Source organism: Microbacterium sp. 22296 (assembly GCF_052045385.1).
GTDB lineage: Bacteria > Actinomycetota > Actinomycetes > Actinomycetales > Microbacteriaceae > Microbacterium.
The window spans coordinates 235,148-251,873 of the sequence record NZ_JBQEOS010000004.1 but is presented as its reverse complement, the minus strand read 5'-3'; the positions used below and the strand labels follow the sequence as shown (position 1 = coordinate 251,873).

The 16,726-nt window shown below is 70.8% G+C and carries 17 protein-coding genes; 6 read left to right on the top strand and 11 right to left on the bottom strand.

Annotated features, from left to right (window positions below; all coding sequences use genetic code 11):
- The first annotated feature begins 32 nt into the window (after positions 1–32).
- Both ACTJJP_RS10315 and ACTJJP_RS10310 read left to right on the top strand, forming a co-directional pair.
- Positions 33–884 carry a hypothetical protein gene (locus ACTJJP_RS10315; protein WP_440774928.1) on the top strand — a complete coding sequence of 284 codons (852 nt, stop codon included), beginning with the start codon at positions 33–35 and terminating at the stop codon, positions 882–884.
- 14 nt (positions 885–898) lie between these two features.
- Entirely contained in the window at positions 899–1,279 is a 381-nt protein-coding gene (locus tag ACTJJP_RS10310) for a VOC family protein (RefSeq protein WP_440774927.1), read from the top strand.
- A gap of 176 nt (positions 1,280–1,455) precedes the next feature.
- On the opposite strand, the gene ACTJJP_RS10305 is transcribed toward ACTJJP_RS10310, so the two are convergent.
- The 4 genes from ACTJJP_RS10305 to ACTJJP_RS10290 form a co-directional block, all read right to left on the bottom strand.
- The gene (locus ACTJJP_RS10305) at positions 1,456–2,574 is read right to left on the bottom strand and encodes an ABC transporter permease (RefSeq protein ID WP_440774926.1); all 1,119 of its coding nucleotides are present in this window, start codon (positions 2,572–2,574) and stop codon (positions 1,456–1,458) included.
- Positions 2,571–3,455, bottom strand: a complete 885-nt coding sequence (locus tag ACTJJP_RS10300; protein WP_440775088.1) for an ABC transporter ATP-binding protein — start codon at positions 3,453–3,455, stop codon at positions 2,571–2,573. Before ACTJJP_RS10300 ends, ACTJJP_RS10305 begins: the two co-directional genes overlap by 4 nt.
- Positions 3,456–3,742: 287 nt before the next feature.
- The gene (locus tag ACTJJP_RS10295; RefSeq protein ID WP_440774925.1) at positions 3,743–4,408 is read right to left on the bottom strand and encodes a response regulator; all 666 of its coding nucleotides are present in this window, start codon (positions 4,406–4,408) and stop codon (positions 3,743–3,745) included.
- Positions 4,401–5,660 (bottom strand): sensor histidine kinase, encoded by a 1,260-nt coding sequence (locus ACTJJP_RS10290; RefSeq protein WP_440774924.1) that lies wholly within the window; start codon positions 5,658–5,660, stop codon positions 4,401–4,403. The genes ACTJJP_RS10295 and ACTJJP_RS10290 overlap by 8 nt, the downstream gene beginning before the upstream one ends.
- Before the next feature lie 141 nt (positions 5,661–5,801).
- Here ACTJJP_RS10290 and ACTJJP_RS10285 point away from each other — a divergent pair, with 141 nt between their 5' ends.
- On the top strand, positions 5,802–6,374 hold the full coding sequence (locus ACTJJP_RS10285) for an NADPH-dependent FMN reductase (protein WP_440774923.1): 573 nt from the start codon (positions 5,802–5,804) through the stop codon (positions 6,372–6,374).
- Positions 6,375–6,484: 110 nt separating this feature from the next.
- Here the strand turns inward: ACTJJP_RS10285 and ACTJJP_RS10280 are convergent, their stop codons facing one another.
- From ACTJJP_RS10280 to ACTJJP_RS10270, 3 genes are all read right to left on the bottom strand, one after another.
- Positions 6,485–7,726, bottom strand: a complete 1,242-nt coding sequence (locus ACTJJP_RS10280; protein ID WP_440774922.1) for an RNA polymerase sigma factor — start codon at positions 7,724–7,726, stop codon at positions 6,485–6,487.
- A 58-nt stretch (positions 7,727–7,784) separates the two neighbouring features.
- Positions 7,785–8,210 carry a YciI family protein gene (locus ACTJJP_RS10275; RefSeq protein WP_440774921.1) on the bottom strand — a complete coding sequence of 142 codons (426 nt, stop codon included), beginning with the start codon at positions 8,208–8,210 and terminating at the stop codon, positions 7,785–7,787.
- A 282-nt stretch (positions 8,211–8,492) separates the two neighbouring features.
- The gene (locus ACTJJP_RS10270) at positions 8,493–9,338 is read right to left on the bottom strand and encodes an exodeoxyribonuclease III (protein ID WP_440774920.1); all 846 of its coding nucleotides are present in this window, start codon (positions 9,336–9,338) and stop codon (positions 8,493–8,495) included.
- Positions 9,339–9,585: 247 nt separating this feature from the next.
- Here ACTJJP_RS10270 and pyrE point away from each other — a divergent pair, with 247 nt between their 5' ends.
- Complete coding sequence (gene pyrE / locus ACTJJP_RS10265; protein ID WP_440774919.1) at positions 9,586–10,164, top strand: orotate phosphoribosyltransferase; 579 nt, start codon at positions 9,586–9,588, stop codon at positions 10,162–10,164.
- A gap of 408 nt (positions 10,165–10,572) precedes the next feature.
- Here pyrE and ACTJJP_RS10260 read toward each other — a convergent pair whose 3' ends face one another.
- The 3 genes from ACTJJP_RS10260 to ACTJJP_RS10250 all read right to left on the bottom strand — a co-directional run bounded on the left by ACTJJP_RS10260 (position 10,573) and on the right by ACTJJP_RS10250 (position 11,999).
- On the bottom strand, positions 10,573–10,725 hold the full coding sequence (locus ACTJJP_RS10260) for a hypothetical protein (RefSeq protein WP_307448889.1): 153 nt from the start codon (positions 10,723–10,725) through the stop codon (positions 10,573–10,575).
- Between the two features lie 22 nt (positions 10,726–10,747).
- A complete protein-coding gene (locus ACTJJP_RS10255; RefSeq protein WP_440774918.1) occupies positions 10,748–11,578 on the bottom strand; it encodes an HAD-IIA family hydrolase in 831 nt (276 codons plus the stop codon).
- Between the two features lie 250 nt (positions 11,579–11,828).
- Complete coding sequence (locus ACTJJP_RS10250) at positions 11,829–11,999, bottom strand: CsbD family protein (protein ID WP_440774917.1); 171 nt, start codon at positions 11,997–11,999, stop codon at positions 11,829–11,831.
- A gap of 187 nt (positions 12,000–12,186) precedes the next feature.
- Here ACTJJP_RS10250 and ACTJJP_RS10245 point away from each other — a divergent pair, with 187 nt between their 5' ends.
- Both ACTJJP_RS10245 and ACTJJP_RS10240 read left to right on the top strand, forming a co-directional pair.
- On the top strand, positions 12,187–13,134 hold the full coding sequence (locus ACTJJP_RS10245) for an SDR family NAD(P)-dependent oxidoreductase (protein WP_440774916.1): 948 nt from the start codon (positions 12,187–12,189) through the stop codon (positions 13,132–13,134).
- A gap of 42 nt (positions 13,135–13,176) precedes the next feature.
- Positions 13,177–16,047 (top strand): HAD-IC family P-type ATPase, encoded by a 2,871-nt coding sequence (locus tag ACTJJP_RS10240; protein WP_440774915.1) that lies wholly within the window; start codon positions 13,177–13,179, stop codon positions 16,045–16,047.
- Positions 16,048–16,084: 37 nt separating this feature from the next.
- Here the strand turns inward: ACTJJP_RS10240 and ACTJJP_RS10235 are convergent, their stop codons facing one another.
- Entirely contained in the window at positions 16,085–16,720 is a 636-nt protein-coding gene (locus tag ACTJJP_RS10235) for a metal-dependent transcriptional regulator (protein ID WP_440774914.1), read from the bottom strand.
- Between the last annotated feature and the right edge of the window lie 6 nt (positions 16,721–16,726).

Genomic DNA, 16,726 nt, shown 5'->3' with positions numbered 1-16,726 from the left:
CCTGCGACCGGTCACGGCTCTAGAGTCATCGCATGGACGACGACGTCGAACTGCGGATCCTCCGCGAGCGCGTGTACGGCACCGGGGGTGAGCGTGCGACGCCCGCGATGATCGAGCGGCTCGTCGAGCTCGAGGACCGCGTCCGTCGCTCGGCCGATGTCGCGAGCGCCCCGGCGGGTGAGGAGGGGAAGCCCCTCGTGCTCGACCCCGCCCGCACCGCCGCCGAGTACGCCCTCGCGACCAGGCTCGCCACCGCACCCGGTAGCCGGACGCTCCCCTCCGACTCCGACCCCGCCTTCCCGTCCGGGGTTCCTGTGCAGTCCGGCCCCACCGCCCCGCCCCAGCCCACCATCGACCCCACGTATGCCACGGCACCCACCGCGCGGCCCGTCCTGCGCGCCGTGCTCCTCGCGGTGGGGGCCCTTGCCTTTCTCGGCGTGGGCGCCGCGATCGGCTCGACCGCGACCGCGACCGCGCCCGCGCCTACCGCCACGGCGGCCGCCGCCGACACCGTCACGGTCGATCCCGCGGCGGCGACCTACCCCGAGCTCACCTTCGCGCAGACGATCGAGGACGCGATCTCGGCCGACGTCCTCCGCGACAGCGCGATCGACTCCGGCAGCACGCGCTACATCGCCACGGTCAACGACTTCGAGATCTACCTCGCCCAGCCCGACGACGGTGTCGGCCGCTGCATCGTCACGTTCATCGCGACCGACGACCGTCCGTGGTCGGCCGGGTGCGCGACGGGGGCGCAGGAGGGGGCCGCCGTCTTCGGCATCGACGACCGTCTCAGCGTCGCGATCGGCGTCCCCGACGCGTCGCAGGTCGACGGCATCCCCATCCGCCTGTCCGAGAGCGTCACGGCGTACGTGGCGCGATGACGAAGGAGACGATCATGTTCCACCCCACTGGTGCCTACTCCGGTTTCGCGGTCGACGACCTCGACGCCGCCCATCGCTTCTACGCCGAGACCCTGGGTCTCGACGTCGACGTGCTCGAGGGCTCGGGCTTCCTCTCCCTCCACGTCGGCTCCGGTGCGCGGGTTCTCGTGTACGGCAAGCCGCACCATGAGCCCGCATCGTTCACGGTGCTGAACTTCCCCGTCGCCGACGTCGAGGCCGCCGTCGACGACCTGCGCTCCCGCGGCGTCGAGACGAAGATCTACGACGACGCCATCCTCCCGACGGACTCCCGCGGCATCATGCGCGAGGGTGGGCCGCTCATCGCCTGGTTCCGCGACCCGGCCGGCAACGTGCTAGCCGTTCTCGAGGAGTGACGAGGGAGGGGATGGATGCCGGTGTGCCCGGCATCCATCCCCTCCCTCACGGTGGTCCCTGCGCGTGTCGAAGGGACCGGACCGCGCACGTGGGGGCGGGTGGCTTCGACACGCTCAGCCACCGTGGTCGATAGTCCCTGAGCTCGTCGAAGGGACCGGGCCGCCGCGACTGCGGCTCAGCCCTTCAGCGCCTCCGCGAGCTTCACCCGAGCGCCCATGCGCAGGAGCGAGTTGCGGTAGATCCGCGCCGCGAGGCCGATCGCCAGGACGCACGAGGCCATCAGCACCAGCAGCGACAGCACGGGCTCCCACCACTGCGCGTCACCGAGGTACATGCGCAGCGGCATCCCGACCGGCGCCGAGAACGGCACGTACGACATGATCGTCAGCACGACGGGGTTGTCGTTGAAGAAGATGACGAGGAAGTACGGCGCCATGATCAGCATCGTGATGGGGGTCGTGGTCGACCCGATGTCCTCCTGACGCGACACCATCGCCGCCGCGGCGGCGAAGAGCGACGCCAGCAGCACGAACCCGAACAGGAAGAAGATCGCGAACCAGGCGATGGGGGCGCCCAGGGCGTCGAGGACCCCCGCCTGGCCCGTGACGGCGAGGCCGATCACCGCGACCGCCGCGAGCAGCACGATCTGCGCCATCGCGAGGATCGTGTTGCCGAGCACTTTCCCGGCCAGCAGCGCCCGCACCGGGATCGCCGAGATCAGGATCTCGACCACACGGGTCTGCTTCTCCTCCACCACGCTCTGCGCGATCGTCCCGCCGAAGGTCGACGCGGCGATGAGGAACACCAGACCGAAGCCGAGTGCGATCAGGTAGCGCAGAGCGTCCGCCGCTCCGGCGCCGGGGTCGAGCATCTGCACCGGCGGGGTCTCGCTGAGCATCTGCAGCAGCGTCGAGGGGACGCTGTCCTTCACCACGACGGTGTAGTCGAACGCGGCATCCGATGAGCCCGAGACCAGGGCGGCATCCACCGTTCCGTCTTCGACGAGCGCGCGCGCGGCGTCGTCGCTGTCGGACACGGTCACGTCGAGGCCGTCGACCCCCGACACGGCGCTCTGCGTCTGCGAGGTGACGGCCACGGGGGTGCCACCGCCCGCGGCGTTGTTCGCGGCGAAACCGCCCCAGACCACCGAGGCGAGGGCGGCGACGATGAGGATCGCGGTCGAGATGACGAAGGCCTTGCTGCGCAGCTTCGACCCGATCTCGCGCTCGGCGACGAGCCAGATGCTCTGCAGCTCGCCGGGCGTTCGACGCGCGGGAGAGGTGGTGGTGCTCACTGGATGACCTCCTTGAAGATCTCGGCGAGGGACGGTTTCTGCGGGGCGAAGCTGGCGACGTCTCCGCGTTCGACGGCGCCGCGCAGGATGCGCTGCGCGGTGGTGTCGTCGGCCGCGTCGAACAGGGCGTAGCCGCCGTCGAAGTCGAGGACGGTGATGCCCGGTTCGTCGCGCACCCATCCGGCGTCGCCGCCCGAGACCAGCTCGTAGCGGTGCGTCGCGTGCTGGGCGCGGAGCGCGTCGCGGGTGCCGGCGGCGCGGATGGTGCCTCCGGCGATGATCACGAGGTCGTCGCAGAGCCGCTCGACGACGTCGAGCTGGTGCGACGAGAACAGCACCGCGGCCCCCGCCGCCGCCTTCTCCTGCAGCACGCCGGCCACGACGTCGACCGCGAGCGGGTCGAGGCCCGAGAACGGTTCGTCGAGGATCAGCACCTCGGGCTCGTGCACGAGCGACGCCGCGATCTGCGCGCGCTGCTGGTTGCCCAGCGACAGCGTCTCGACGAGGTCGCCGAGGCGCTCGCCGAGTCCGAGGCGTTCGAGCAGCGCGGCGGCCTTCTTCGTCGCCTCGGCTTTGCCGAAGCCGTGCAGACGCGCCAGGTAGGCGATGTGCTCGGCGACCTTCATCTTCGGATACAGGCCGCGTTCCTCCGGCATGTAGCCGAAGCGGCGGCGGTCGGCGGTGGTGACCGGAGCGCCGTTCAGCGCGACCGTTCCCGCATCCTTGGCGAGCACGCCGAGCGCGATGCGCATGGTCGTGGTCTTGCCGGCGCCGTTGCCGCCGACGAAGCCCGTCAGCCGACCCGGGGCCACGGTGAAGCTCACGTCGTCGAGCACGCGGCGTCCGCCGTAGCTCTTGGTGATGCCGTTCAGATCGAGCACGATGCATCCCTTCTTCTCGATGTCTCCCACGTTAGGGATCCGGATACCGCTGCACCTCCGCCCCGAGTGGGGCCGTGGCATCCGTCGCGAGGGGGAGGCGGCGGGCCGAACTCCGGAGATCTACCGCCGTGGGGGCCCGGTTCGGCCGGTGGCGGTGGGGTTCGGCGCCGGTTCTCCGGAGTTACGCACGCGGCGGGCGCAGCGCGCGCCCCGGTCGCTGGGGTGCCGGCAGCAGGCCGGCGGTCGGACCGTCGGGCGGCGGGGGCACGCCCGGGAGCGCGCTGGCGTCAGGCGAGCCCGTGTCGGTGCGCGAGCACGACGGCCTGTACCCGGTCGCGGGCGCCGAGCTTCTGCAGCACGTTCGACACGTGGGTCTTCACGGTCGCCTCGCCGATGAACAGCCGCGTCGCGATCTCGGCGTTGCTCATGGCCTCGGCGACGAGCTGCAGAACCTCCGACTCGCGCTCGGTGAGCGGTTCGGTCAGAACCAGGGGCGGGGGAGCGGATGCCGTGGGCGCGGGCGCTCCGCCCGCGAATCGGGCGATGACCCGACGCGTGACCTCGGGGGCGAGCAACGCGTCACCGGCGCCGACGACGCGCACCGCCGCGACCAGCTCTTCCGGGCCGGCGTTCTTGAGCAGGAACCCGCTCGCCCCCGCGGCGAGGGCGTCGAACAGGTAGTCGTCGCGGTCGAAGGTCGTGACGATGAGCACGGCCGCATGCGAGGCGGGGTCGGCGGCGAGCCGGCGGGTGGCTTCGAGGCCGTCCATGTCGGGCATCTGCACATCCATGCAGATCACGTCGGGCCGCAGTTCGGCGGCGGCCGCGAGCGCTTCGACACCCGAGGCGGCTTCGCCGACGACCGTGATGTCGTCCTCGAGCGACAGGATGGTGCGGAAGCCCGCCCGCATCATGACGTGGTCGTCGACCAGCAGCACGCGCAGTTCAGACACGGGTGGCCTCCGCACGGGCGGCCGGAACGCGCGCGCGCACGAGGTAACCGCCGCGGGCACGTGGGCCGATCTCGATGGTGCCGCCCGAGACGGCGGCGCGTTCGCGCATGCCGAGCTGGCCGAGCCCCGGTGCCGACGAGCCGCTGCGGCCGGTGTTGGACACCTCGAGTTCGACGGCATCCGCATCGAATCTCAGACGCACGTCGGCGGTCGCGCCCGGCCCGGCGTGACGACGGGCGTTGGTGAGGGCCTCCTGGGCGATGCGATACAGGTTGACCTGCACGAGGGGCGCCGGGTCGTGCGGGGGTTCGCCGATGACGGCGAAGGTCGTCGCGAGCCCCGCCGCGGTCGCCTCGTCGCACAGCGCGCGGATCGAGGCGAGGCCGTGCGTGGTCGGGGCCGTGTCCGGAGCGTTGTCGGCGCCGGGGGAACGCAGGGTCTCGAGCAGGTGGCGCAGCTCGTGCAGCGACGAGCGCGCCGATCCCTCGATGCCGGTGAGCACGGCACGGGCGGCCTCGGGGTCGCGGGCGAGCAGCGATCGCGCCACCCCGGCCTGCACGCCCATCAGCGAGACGTGGTGCGCGACGACGTCGTGCAGCTCGCGCGCGATGCGCACGCGGTCGAGGGCGACGGCTTGGGCCGCGGTCACCTCGCGCTCGGCTTCGAGCTCGGCGGTGCGCTCCTCCAGGGCCGCGCGCTCGCGCATCTGCTGGTGCGAGCGGTCGCCGAAGTAGTACGCGCCGCCGAAGAACAGCGCATTCACGCCGATCATCAACAGCTGGTAAGCCACGAACGGCGAGAAGGCGCCCGCGCGCGAGAACGCGCCCTCCACGGCGGCGTCGACGGGTTGCGTGGCATCTTGGAACATCACCACGAACAGCCAGGCGAACATGCCCACGATGATCGCGATGCGCACGATCGTGGCGCGGCGCCGGTTCTCCTCCCAGGCGCCCACGGTGTAGAGCGCGATGAACATCGCGATGTTGCCCGCGTACAGCTCGGGGATGCGGAACGTCACGGCCAGGAAGTACGCCACCGACACGATGACCGCCGTCGCCGACGGCCATCTGCGGCGGAAGGCGATCGGGACGGCGAGGATCGCGACGTACCCCAGCGCGACGGCGAGAGAGCCCTGTTCGTCGCCGTAGATGCCCGATACCGATGACAGCACGGCGCTCAGCAGGCCGCCGAGGAACAGCACGAGCGCGAGCACGGCGTCGCCCCGACTCTGGGTGCGGGTGAGGCCTGGCATCCCTCCACGCTAGAGCCGACATCCGACACGTGCATCCCCCGTGGGGTGGAGTCAAGAGGGCGGGGAATACGGATTCGACCCGGATGCTTGCACGTGAATGAAACCGGGCGCTTCGCCCCCGTCATCCCAGAGAGGATCATCGTGACCGAGTACACGATCGGCTACATCGTCGGCAGCATCTCCAGCACCTCGATCAACCGCCGCCTCGCCAAGGCGCTCGAGAAGGTCGCCCCCGAGGGCGTCACCCTGAAGGAGATCCCGATCAAGGACCTCCCCTTCTACTCGCCCGACCACGACGGCAACTTCCCCGAGGTCGCGACCACCTTCAAGACCGCGATCGAGGATGCCGACGGCGTCATCATCGTGACCCCCGAGTACAGCCGCTCGATCCCCGGTGTGCTGAAGAACGCGCTCGACTGGTCGGCTCGTCCCTACGGCGAGGCGTCGTTCAACGACAAGCCCACCGCCGTCGTCGGCACCTCGCAGGGCGGTATCGCCACGGCAGCCGGCCAGCAGCACCTGCGCAGCGTGCTCCTGCACTACAACGCCCTCGTCCTCGGCCAGCCCGAGGGGTACATCCAGTCGACCCCCGGCCTCTTCGAGGAGGACGGCACCGTGACCGACGAGGGCACCGCGGAGTTCCTCCGTTCGATCATCGAGGCGCTCGTGACGCTCGTCGCGCGCACCGCTCCGGCCGAGGTTCCCGCGGCCTGACGCACCTCACGGTGGGGCCGGGGTCTTCCCCGGCCCCACCGTCGTGCGTCCGCACGGAGGGGCGCGCCGAGCACCGCGGCTTCCGGTGAGGAGTGCGGCCCGCGCCCCGCTCAGCTCCCCAGCGCGTCGGCCTTACGCCGCAGCAGCGCCGCCTCCCTCGCGTTGCGGGTGAGCGCCGCCGCCGCCCGCAGTTCCGCCCGGGCTTCGTCGCGCCGCCCCAGCCTCGACAGCAGCTCCCCACGCACCGAGGGGATCAGGTGAGAGCCTCGCAGCGCTCCGGCCGACGCCAGCGCTTCGACGAGCGCCAGGCCCTCGGAGGCACCGGATGCCATGGACACGGCCACCGCGCGATTGAGTTCGACGACGGGACTCGGCGCGACCCGGCCGAGCATCTCGTACAGCAGCACGATGCGGTCCCAGTCCGTCGCCTCGACGCTGGTCGCCTCGGCGTGACAGAGCGCGATGGCCGCTTGCAGCTGGTACGGCCCCCGGCCCCGGCCGAGCGCGTCGGCGCGGTCGATCAGCGCCGCGCCGCGGGCGATCGCGGAGCGGTCCCAGCGGCGGCGGTCCTGGTCGGCGAGGAGCACGGCATCCCCGTTCGCATCCACGCGCGCGGCGAACCGCGAGGCCTGCAGTTCCATCAGCGCCGAGAGCCCGAGCGCTTCGGATTCCCGGGGCAGCAGACTGTTCAGCACGCGGCCCAGGCGCACCGCCTCGTGCGCGAGTTCGGTGCGCAACACGGCGTCCCCGGCGCTGGCGGCGTATCCCTCGGTGAAGACGAGGTAGATCACGCTGAGCACCGCGCCGAGGCGCGCCGGCCACTCCGCCGGATCGGGCACCGCGAAAGGCACGTGCGCCGCGGACAGCGCTTTCTTCGCGCGCACGATCCGCTGCTGCATCGTCGGCACGGGGACGAGGAACAACCGGGCGATGGCGTCGGTGTCGAGGCCCGCGACCACCTTCAGCGTCAGCGCCACCTGGGCCTCACGGGCGAGGACGGGATGGCACGCCGTGAACACCAGCCGCAGCACGTCGTCGTCGATCGGCTGCCACTCGGCATCCGTGACCTCGTCGAGGTCCGCACCGATCAGGCGGTACTTCTCGCTGAGGTTCTGCGCGCGGCGCCAACCGTCGATCGCCCGGCGCTTCGCGACCGCGGTCAGCCACGCGCCGGGATTGCGGGGCACGCCATCGCGGGGCCACGTCGCCAGCGCCTCGGCGACGGCATCCTGAGCCAGGTCCTCGGCGGTCGAGAGGTCGCCGACCACGCGCGCGAGCGTCGCGACGATCCGAGCGCCTTCGATGCGCCAGATCGCCGCGACGCGTCGCGACAGGTCGGGGTCGGGGTTCATGACGCGGGTTGCGCCTGCGCGAGACGGCCGGCGGCCCCGCTGTGGGAAGGGGTGCGGGTCACCGGGTGGACTGCTCCTCGCGCCACCCTTCTTCCTTCTGGATGTACTCGTTGTCGGCGAACGCGGCGAAGTCGGTCTCGTCGGTCACGCGACGCACCTCGAGCTTGTTGCCGGCGATGAGCGGCGCACGCCGCGCCCACTCGACGGCCTCGTCGCGCGAAGACACCTCGATAATCCAGAAGCCGTTGAACAGCTCGTGCGTCTCGCCGTAGGGGCCGTCGGTGACGACCGGCTCCTCGCCGCCGAACTCGACGACGAAGTTCTTGCTCATGTCCTCGGCCAGTCCGTCACCCGCGACGAGCACACCCGCGGTCATCATGGATTCGTTGTACGCGCCCATGTCGTTGATGACCTGCTCGAACGGGATCTCCTTATATGCCGCGTACGCCTCGTCGGTGCCGCGCATGATCAGCATGAACTTCATCGTGAACTCTTCTCGTGGGTGCTCGGTCGAGCGATCGGAGGGGAGCGAATGCCTTCCCCTACTATCGCGTCGAACGAGCCGCGGGGGAATCGACAGGGCGCGGGAAAAACTTCCGGATGCCGGGCTGTCGCGGCCGCACGTGATGCACGTTCCTCGCAAGATCGCGGCTTTCTCGCACAATCGCGCGCGATTGCGGCGGTCGCGCCGGGCGCCGGTTCGACTGCGGAGGCGCGGCGTCACGGATGCCAGGAGCACGGCATCCGGATGCCACTCACCCGGCGCTCAGCCGAAGATCATCGGCAGGTCGTCGTCGTCGTCCGCGCCCGACAGGTCGAGGTCGGCGACGACGGGGACGTGGTCGCTGGGAACCTCGCCCTTGCGCTCGTTGCGGTGGATCTCGGCACCGTGCACGGCGTCGGCGAAGGCGGGGGAGCCCAGGATGAAGTCGATGCGCAGCCCCTCGTTGCGGGGGAAGCGCAGCTGCTTGTAGTCCCAGTAGGTGTAGCCCGTGGGGATGAGCGGGCGCACGACGTCGGTCAGTCCGGCCGTCTCGAACGCCGCGAAGGCCGCACGCTCGGGAGGCGAGACATGGGTTGTCGCGCCCTCGACGACCGTGGGGTCGCCGTTGTCGTCATCCGTCGGGGCGATGTTGAAGTCGCCGGTGAGGGCGAGCGGCAGGCCGGAGTCCTTCGCCAGGGTGTCGGCAGCGTACTGGCGGAGCTTGTCGAGCCAGTCGAGCTTGTAGGCGTAGTGCGGGTCGTCGAGGCCGCGACCATTGGGTACGTAGAGGCTCCAGACGCGCACACCGCCCACGGTCGCTCCGATCGCGCGGGCTTCCTGCGGGAGGTCGGGGCCCTCTTTGCCCTTCTCGAAACCGGGCATGCCGGGGAAGCCGATCTCGATGTTCTCGAGCGGCTCGCGGCTGGCGATGGCGACGCCGTTCCACTGATTCAGGCCGTGTGCGGCGACGTGGTACCCGGCCTCTTCGAACGCGGCGTACGGGAACTGCTCCGTCTTGCACTTGATCTCCTGCATCGCCAACACGTCGATGTGCTCGCGCACGCAGAACTCGACGGTGCGGGTGACGCGGGCACGGATGGAGTTGACGTTCCAGGTGGCCAGGCGCATGGCATCCAGCCTACTTTCGTGCGCCGACCTCGCCGCCCGCCGGGGCCGGCGCCGGCCTCGCCGCCTTGCCGCGTCAAGCGCCGGCCTCGCCGTCCGACGAACGATCCGCCGGATGCCGTGCGCACAACGGCGGATGCCCCTGTCGGCCCGCCGCATCCCGGCGGCCCGAACGCGGCGCGTCGGCCTTTCGCCCCGCCGTTGTGCGGGCGCCCGTGCCGGGAGGGCGGCGCGCAATAGACTCGACGCCGTGACCGCCGCCTCCACTCCCGAGCTCGAAGCCGACCGCCAGGCCCTCATCCGCCTCATCAACGACGAGGCGGTGTTCCACGGCGACTTCACCCTCTCGAGCGGCAAGAAGGCGACGTATTACGTCGACATGCGCAAGCTCACGCTCGACCACCGCGCAGCCCCGGCCATCGGCCGTCTCGTGCTCGACCTCGTGAAGGACCTCGACGGCGTCGTCGCCGTCGGCGGTCTGACGTTGGGCGCCGATCCGATCGCGAACGCCGTCATGCACGAGTCGGTGCACGCCGGTCACCCGCTCGATGCGTTCGTCGTGCGCAAAGAGCCCAAGGATCACGGCCGCGGACGCCAGGTCGAGGGCGCCGATGTCGCGGGCAAGCGCGTCGTCGTCGTCGAAGACACCTCGACCACGGGTCAGTCGGCGCTCAAGGCCGTCGAGGCGCTGCGTCGCGAGGGCGCCGAGGTGGTGGCCGTCGCCGTGATCGTCGACCGCAAGACCGGCGCGCAGGCCGCGATCGAGGCCGAGGGCCTGCAGTGGCTGGCATCCATCGATCTCGACGACCTCAGGCTCGCGCCGCAGTAATCCAGGGTCGAGCCGTCGCCCGCCGCGAGGACCGGGCCTACGACGAGGGCAGACCGTACAGGCGCGGATGGCTCCGTCTTGGCATCGCAGACTGTTCTCACGACTCCGCGCCGAACGGATGGATTCCGTGCGTCAGGCTCTCGCGCCGAACGGCGGATGCCGGGTGACGGGCTCTCGCACCGAATGGTGGATTCCGTGCGTCAGGCTCTCGCGCCGAACGGCGGATGCCGGGTGACGGGCTCTCGCACCGAGTGGTGGATACCGTGCGTCAGGCCCTGCGCCGGACGGCGGATGCGGGGCGTTGCGCACTCCTGCCGTACGGCGGATGCCGGGCACCCGGCGCCTACGCCGAACGCGCTCTCGGGGGGAGCTGCCCGGGGATCGCGCTGTGCGCCCTCGCCGCGGATGTCAGCGCGGCTCGTCGTCTCCGGGTCCGGGGCCGTCGAAGGGATCGCGGCCGCCGCCGCCGCGACGTGACCGCCGCCACTGCACGATGAACGCGACGAGCGTGCCGGCGGTGATGAAGAAGGCCGTGATCAGCCACAGTGTGCGATCGTCCATGCGGTCGTCCTCTCGGAGGGGCTCAGAGGCCCGCCTCGAGCCCTTCTTCGCCGTCCGCGAGTTCGGTCTCGAAGGGTTCGGCGCGCACGAGTTCGGCGATGGAGCCGAGGATCTCGTCGGGTCGGAAGGGGTAGCGCTCGATCTCGCGCTGATCGCTGATGCCGGTGAGCACCAGCACGGTGTGAAGGCCCGCCTCGATGCCGGCGACGATGTCGGTGTCCATGCGGTCGCCGATCATGCCGGTGTTCTCGCTGTGGGCGCCGATGCGGTTGAGGGCCGAGCGGAACATCATCGGGTTCGGCTTGCCGACGATGTACGGCTCCTTGCCGGTGGCTTTGGTGATGAGCGCGGCGATCGCGCCCGTCGCCGGGAGCACGCCCTCGGTCGATGGTCCCGTGGCATCCGGATTCGTGGCGATGAAGCGCGCACCGCCGCGGATGAAGCGGATCGCCTTCGTGATGGCCTCGAACGAGTAGTTGCGGGTCTCGCCCACGACGACGTAATCGGGCGCGGTCTCGGTCATGATGAAGCCGGCCTCGTGGAGCGCGGTGGTCAGTCCCGCCTCGCCGATGACGAAGGCGGAGCCGCCGGGCATCTGCGACCTGAGGAAGTCGGCGGTCGCCAGCGCCGAGGTCCAGATGGACGCCTCGGGCACCTCGAGACCAGAGGCGCGGAGACGTGCGCTGAGGTCGCGCGGCGTGAAGATCGAGTTGTTCGTCAGCACGAGGAACGGCGTGCCCTCGGCGCGCCACTGCGCGAGAAGTTCGGCTGCCCCCGCGATGGGCGTGTTCTCGTGGACGAGAACGCCGTCCATGTCGGTGAGCCAGCACTCGATGTCGCCACGCGTCCGCATGGGGCCAGCCTAGCCCCGGCCTCCGACGTGGCATCCGGAGTTCGCCCGCGGGCCGGTGGTGTGCGCAACTCCGGAGATCCGCGCCTGCGCGCCCGTCACCACCGCTGGATTCCGCGAACAAGCCAATTGACCGGCGTCGCTTCACCGGAGTTACGCACACGCCCCGGGGGACCTCCGCGTCGCGACCCCGCCAGAACAAGCGCGGGCGGGCCCGACCAGAGGCCGTGACCCGCCCGGGTGCGGCGCGGACTTACTTGAAGGTGTCTTTAACGTTCTCGCCGGCCTTCTTGGCATCCGCCTCGGCCTGCTCGGCCTTGCCCTCGGCGACGAGCTTGTCGTTGTCGGTGGCGTTGCCGATGGTTTCCTTCGCCTTGCCCACGATGTCCTGAGCGGCGTTCTTGATCTTGTCGTCCAGACCCATGATCTGACTCCTTCTCGAAATGTCGGCGTCGGCGAGAGGTCTCGTCGCGACGGAGCTGGTGCTCGTGAAGGAGACGCGTCGAGTCGATGATTCGTCACGCCGCCGTCGGAGAATTTTTCCGAGCGACGATATGCCGGAAACGGAATGAACCCGTGACGGGGGCGAACGATCTGGTTAGGGTCGTAGGGTGGCGCGCACCGAGTGGGACCCTCAGAACCTCCCCGACCTGTCGGGGCGGTCCTATCTCGTCACCGGCGCGACGCGGGGGCTCGGGTACTTCGCGTGCGAGCAGCTCGCGGCGGCAGGGGCGCGCGTCCTGCTCACCGGACGCAACCCCAACCGTCTCGCCGCCGCGAAGTCGGCGGTCAAGCGATCGCATCCGGATGCCGCGATCGAGACGCTGCTGCTCGACACCAGCAACATGGGATCCGTGCGTGCGGCGGCGGCGACCGCTCGCGCACGCGGGCGCCTCGACGGACTTCTCCTGAACGCCGGCGTCGTGCATCCGCCGAAGCAGCGTGAGACCGTCGGCGGACACGAGCTGGTGTTCGCCACCAACGTGCTCGGCCATTTCGCGCTCGCCGGAGAGCTGCTCAAGCCTCTCGCCGCCGCCCGCGGGCGCATGGTGTGGGTGGGCAGCATGTCGACCTCGATCTGGGGACACCTGCCCACCGATCCGGAGCTCAGCGAGGGGTACACGCCCTGGCGCGCGTACGTGCAGTCGAAGGCGGCGACCACGGCGCTCGCGCTCGAGGCCGACAAACGGCTGCGCGCGCACGGCGTTCCGGTGCAGAGCCTCGCGGCCCATCCCGGGTACTCGACCAGCGGACGCACCCGCGGGGTGCGCGGCGTCAACGAGCCGAGCCGGCTCACCCGCTTCCTCGACAACCTGCAGGCGCCGATCACGCAGTCGAAGGAGCAGGGCGCCTGGGCGCTCGTCCGCGCGCTCATCGACCCCCTCGCCGAGGGGGGCGAGATGTACGGACCGGCGCTCGTCGCCCGGGGCGCGCCCCGCGTGGCCACCCCGGCACGGCGCACTCGGCGCAGCGAGCTCGGAGCCGAGCTCTGGGCGGCGTGCGAGACCGCGACCCACGTGCGCTGGCCGTTCGATCGGGCCCGACGCGCGGCATCCTGATCTCCCCCTGTCGATGTCGGCGCTGAGCCCTACAGTGATCGCATGGACCAGGCGACGGCCGACAGCATCGATTCCGCCGACGTCCGCGGCCTGAGCGCCGCCGACGTCGCCGAACGGGTCGCGGCCGGCCACACGAACGCCTTCACCGCCGACAGCAGCCGAAGCGCGTGGAACATCGTGCGGGCGAACGTCTTCACGCTCTTCAACGCCATCGTCGCGGCGTGCTTCCTCGTGCTGCTCTTGCTCGGGCGCTGGCAGGACGCCCTGTTCGGCGTGGCCGCGCTGTCGAACGCGGTGATCGGTTGCGTGCAGGAGTTCCGCGCGAAGGCGGCCCTCGACCGTCTCGCGCTTCTGAACGCCCCCCGTGCCCGCGTGCGCCGCGAGGGCCTCGACGCCGAGATCGCCCCGCCCGACGTGGTCCGAGACGACCTGCTCGTGCTCCGCGCGGGCGATCAGGTGCCCGCCGACGCGGTCGTCGTCGACTCGCGCGGGCTGCAGATCGACGAGTCGATGTTGACCGGCGAATCGGATGCCGTCGACAAACGCCCCGACGACGAAGCGCTGTCGGGGTCGATCGTCGTCGCCGGCGAGGGCACGGCCCGGGTCGTGCGGGTCGGGTCGGAGTCGTACGCGAACACGTTCGCCGCGGAGGCGAAGCGCTTCCAGTTGGTCTCGAGCGAGCTGCGGACCTCCATCGACCGTGTGCTGCGGTGGGTCGGGTGGGGGATCGGCCCCATCGGGCTGCTGGTGCTGAATGCGCAGATGATGGTCGCCGGCGGGTGGGTGCAGGCGTGGCAGCAGGGGACCTGGCAGCAGGCGGTGGTGAACACGATCGCCTCGCTGACCGCGATGATCCCGCTCGGTCTCGTGCTGATGACCTCGATCGCCTTCGCCGTGGGTGCGGCGCGACTGGCGGGGCAGAAGGTGCTCGTCAACGAACTGCCCGCGGTCGAGGGCCTCGCCCGCGTCGACGTGATCTGCCTCGACAAGACGGGCACGCTCACGGCCGGTGAGATCCGCTTCGACGACGCGCTGACATTCCACGAGACCGACGGGTGGCGTACCGCTCTCGCCTGGTATGGCGCGGCGGCGGACGCGAATGCCACCGCGAAATGCCTGCGAGAGCCGTTCCCCCTCGATGAGCCGGTCGAGCCGGTGCGGCGGATTCCCTTCTCGTCGGCGCGGAAGTGGAGCGCGGTCTCGTTCGCATCCGGGGGCACGTGGATCCTGGGTGCACCGGAGATGGTGTTCGGCGACCTCGTGGCCGACGCGGGCAGCGACGTGGGGGCCGCCGTCACGCGGCTGGCGTCATCCGGTCGTCGCACGCTCGTGCTCGCCCGCACCGACGCCGCCCTCGATGACATCGATGTCGAGCAGGAGCGGCTGCCGGAGGCCCCCGTCGCCGTCGCCGTGCTCACGTTTGTCGAGGCCGTGCGGCCCGACGCGGCCGAGGCGCTGCGGTACTTCCGGGAGCAGGGGGTCGGCGTGCGCGTCATCTCGGGCGACAACCCCCGCACGGTGGCCGCGATCGCCCGCGAGGTGGGACTCGAGGTCGACGAGGGCTACGACGCCCGACGCCTGCCCGACGATGACGCGGAGCTCGGGCTCGTGCTCGAGCAGCACTCGGTGTTCGGCCGCGTCACCCCCGACCAGAAGCGACGCATGGTCACCGCGCTCCAAGCGCGCGGACACGTCGTGGCCATGACGGGTGACGGCGTCAACGACGCCCTGGCCATCAAGACGGCCGACATCGGCATCGCAATGAACTCGGGCGCCGCGGCGACGAAAGCGGTCGCGCGCCTCGTGCTCCTCGACGGACGCTTCTCGCACCTTCCCTCGGTGGTGGCCGAGGGGCGGCAGGTCATCGCCAACATCGAGCGCGTCTCGATGCTCTTCCTCACCAAGACCGTCTACGCCACCGGCCTCGCGGTGCTCTTCGGAGCGCTGGTGATGGAGTTCCCCTTCCTCCCGCGGCAGCTGTCGATCACCGACGGGCTGACCATCGGCATCCCCGCGTTCTTCCTGGCGTTGCTGCCGAACACCCAGCGCTACGTGCCGGGGTTCCTCTCGCGATCGTTGAGTTTCGCGATCCCGGCGGGGCTCGTCATCGCCGTCTCGCTCACGCTGTACACGCGCCTCGCGATGGGCATCGGTCTCAGCGTCGAACAGCTGCGCACCGGGGCGACGATCATCCTCGCGATCGTGGCGATCTGGGTGCTCACCGTGCTGTCACGGCCGGTGACCCGCGTGAAGGTGCTCGTCATCGGTGCGATGTTCATCGCCCTGACCGCGATCTTCACGGTCCCGGTGCTGGGGGAGTTCTTCCAGCTGCAGGATCCGGGCGAAGACGGAGCGGTGCTCATCACGATCGTCATCGTCGCGGCCATCGGGGCGATCGAGGTCGTCCGTTTCGGCCACCGCCGTTTCGTGCGGCGTTCGCTCCTCGCCCGTGCCGGTGGCCGACGGGACGACGCCCCCGCCGCGACCGGGGTGTCTGAGCGGCGCCGGCCCACGGCTGTCTCCGCGGCGATCGTGCTCGTCTACGTCGGCGGCCTCATCAACACCGCTCTGGGCATCGTCGTGCTGCTCACCCGCTACGGGGTGCCGGACGACCTCGTGCTCCCCACCTCGCTCGTCGGTGCGGCGACCGTGCTCCTGGGGCTGCTCACGGTCGCGGGCGGGTCCGCGCTGTCGCGTGGCAGCGTGCTCGCGCGGAACCTGCTCACCGCCTACCTCGCGGTGCTCGCCGCGCTGCAGGCCACGGCCATGGTGCTCACCGAACTCGATCCGGTGCTTTCGGTCGCGCTCCTCGCGGCGGTGGCCGTGATCGTCGCGATCTGGGTGCCCGCGGGTTCTCGACGGTGGTTCCGCCCCGCGAGTGCTCAACCGGGCGCTTCGGTGCCCTCCGCCTAGCCTCCGGCCGGGCGCCGCACCGTCGCCGCAGCGCGTCTCAGGCCGTCAGCCAGACCGACCCGCCCGCCCCGGCGGGGAGGGTCACCTCGACACCGTCCGCACGGACGACCTCGTCTGACACGACCTCGAGCTCGTGCCCCACGTCGATGCGGCGTTCGACCAGGGCTCGCAGCAGCTCGGGATCGCGATCGCTCACGCGCAGCACGCGTCCGGCGTGGCCGGCGGGCGCCTCGGTCAGCAGCACGAAGGGTTCGCGGTGCACCACGCCCTCGGCATCCGGGATCGCGTCCCCGTGCGGATCGAAGCGCGGCCGACCCAGGCGCTCGTCGATGCCCTCGAGGAGCCGGTCGCTGAGGGCGTGCTCGAGCACCTCGGCCTCGTCGTGCACCTCGTCCCACGCGTAGGCGTACTCGCGCACCAGCCAGGTCTCGATGAGTCGGTGGCGCCGGATGACGCCGGCCGCACGACGAGCGCCCGCTGCGGTCAGCGACACGGGACCGTACGGGCGGTGCGTCACGAGACCCTGCGCCGCGAGCTTCTTCACCATCTCGGTCACGCTCGAGGGGGCGAGGCCCAGCACGCCCGCGAGCTGCGAGGGCGTGATCGGGGTGTCCTGCCACTCGGTGTGGTGGTAGATCGCCTTGAGATAGTCGTCGGACACGGGCGATTCCACGCCGCC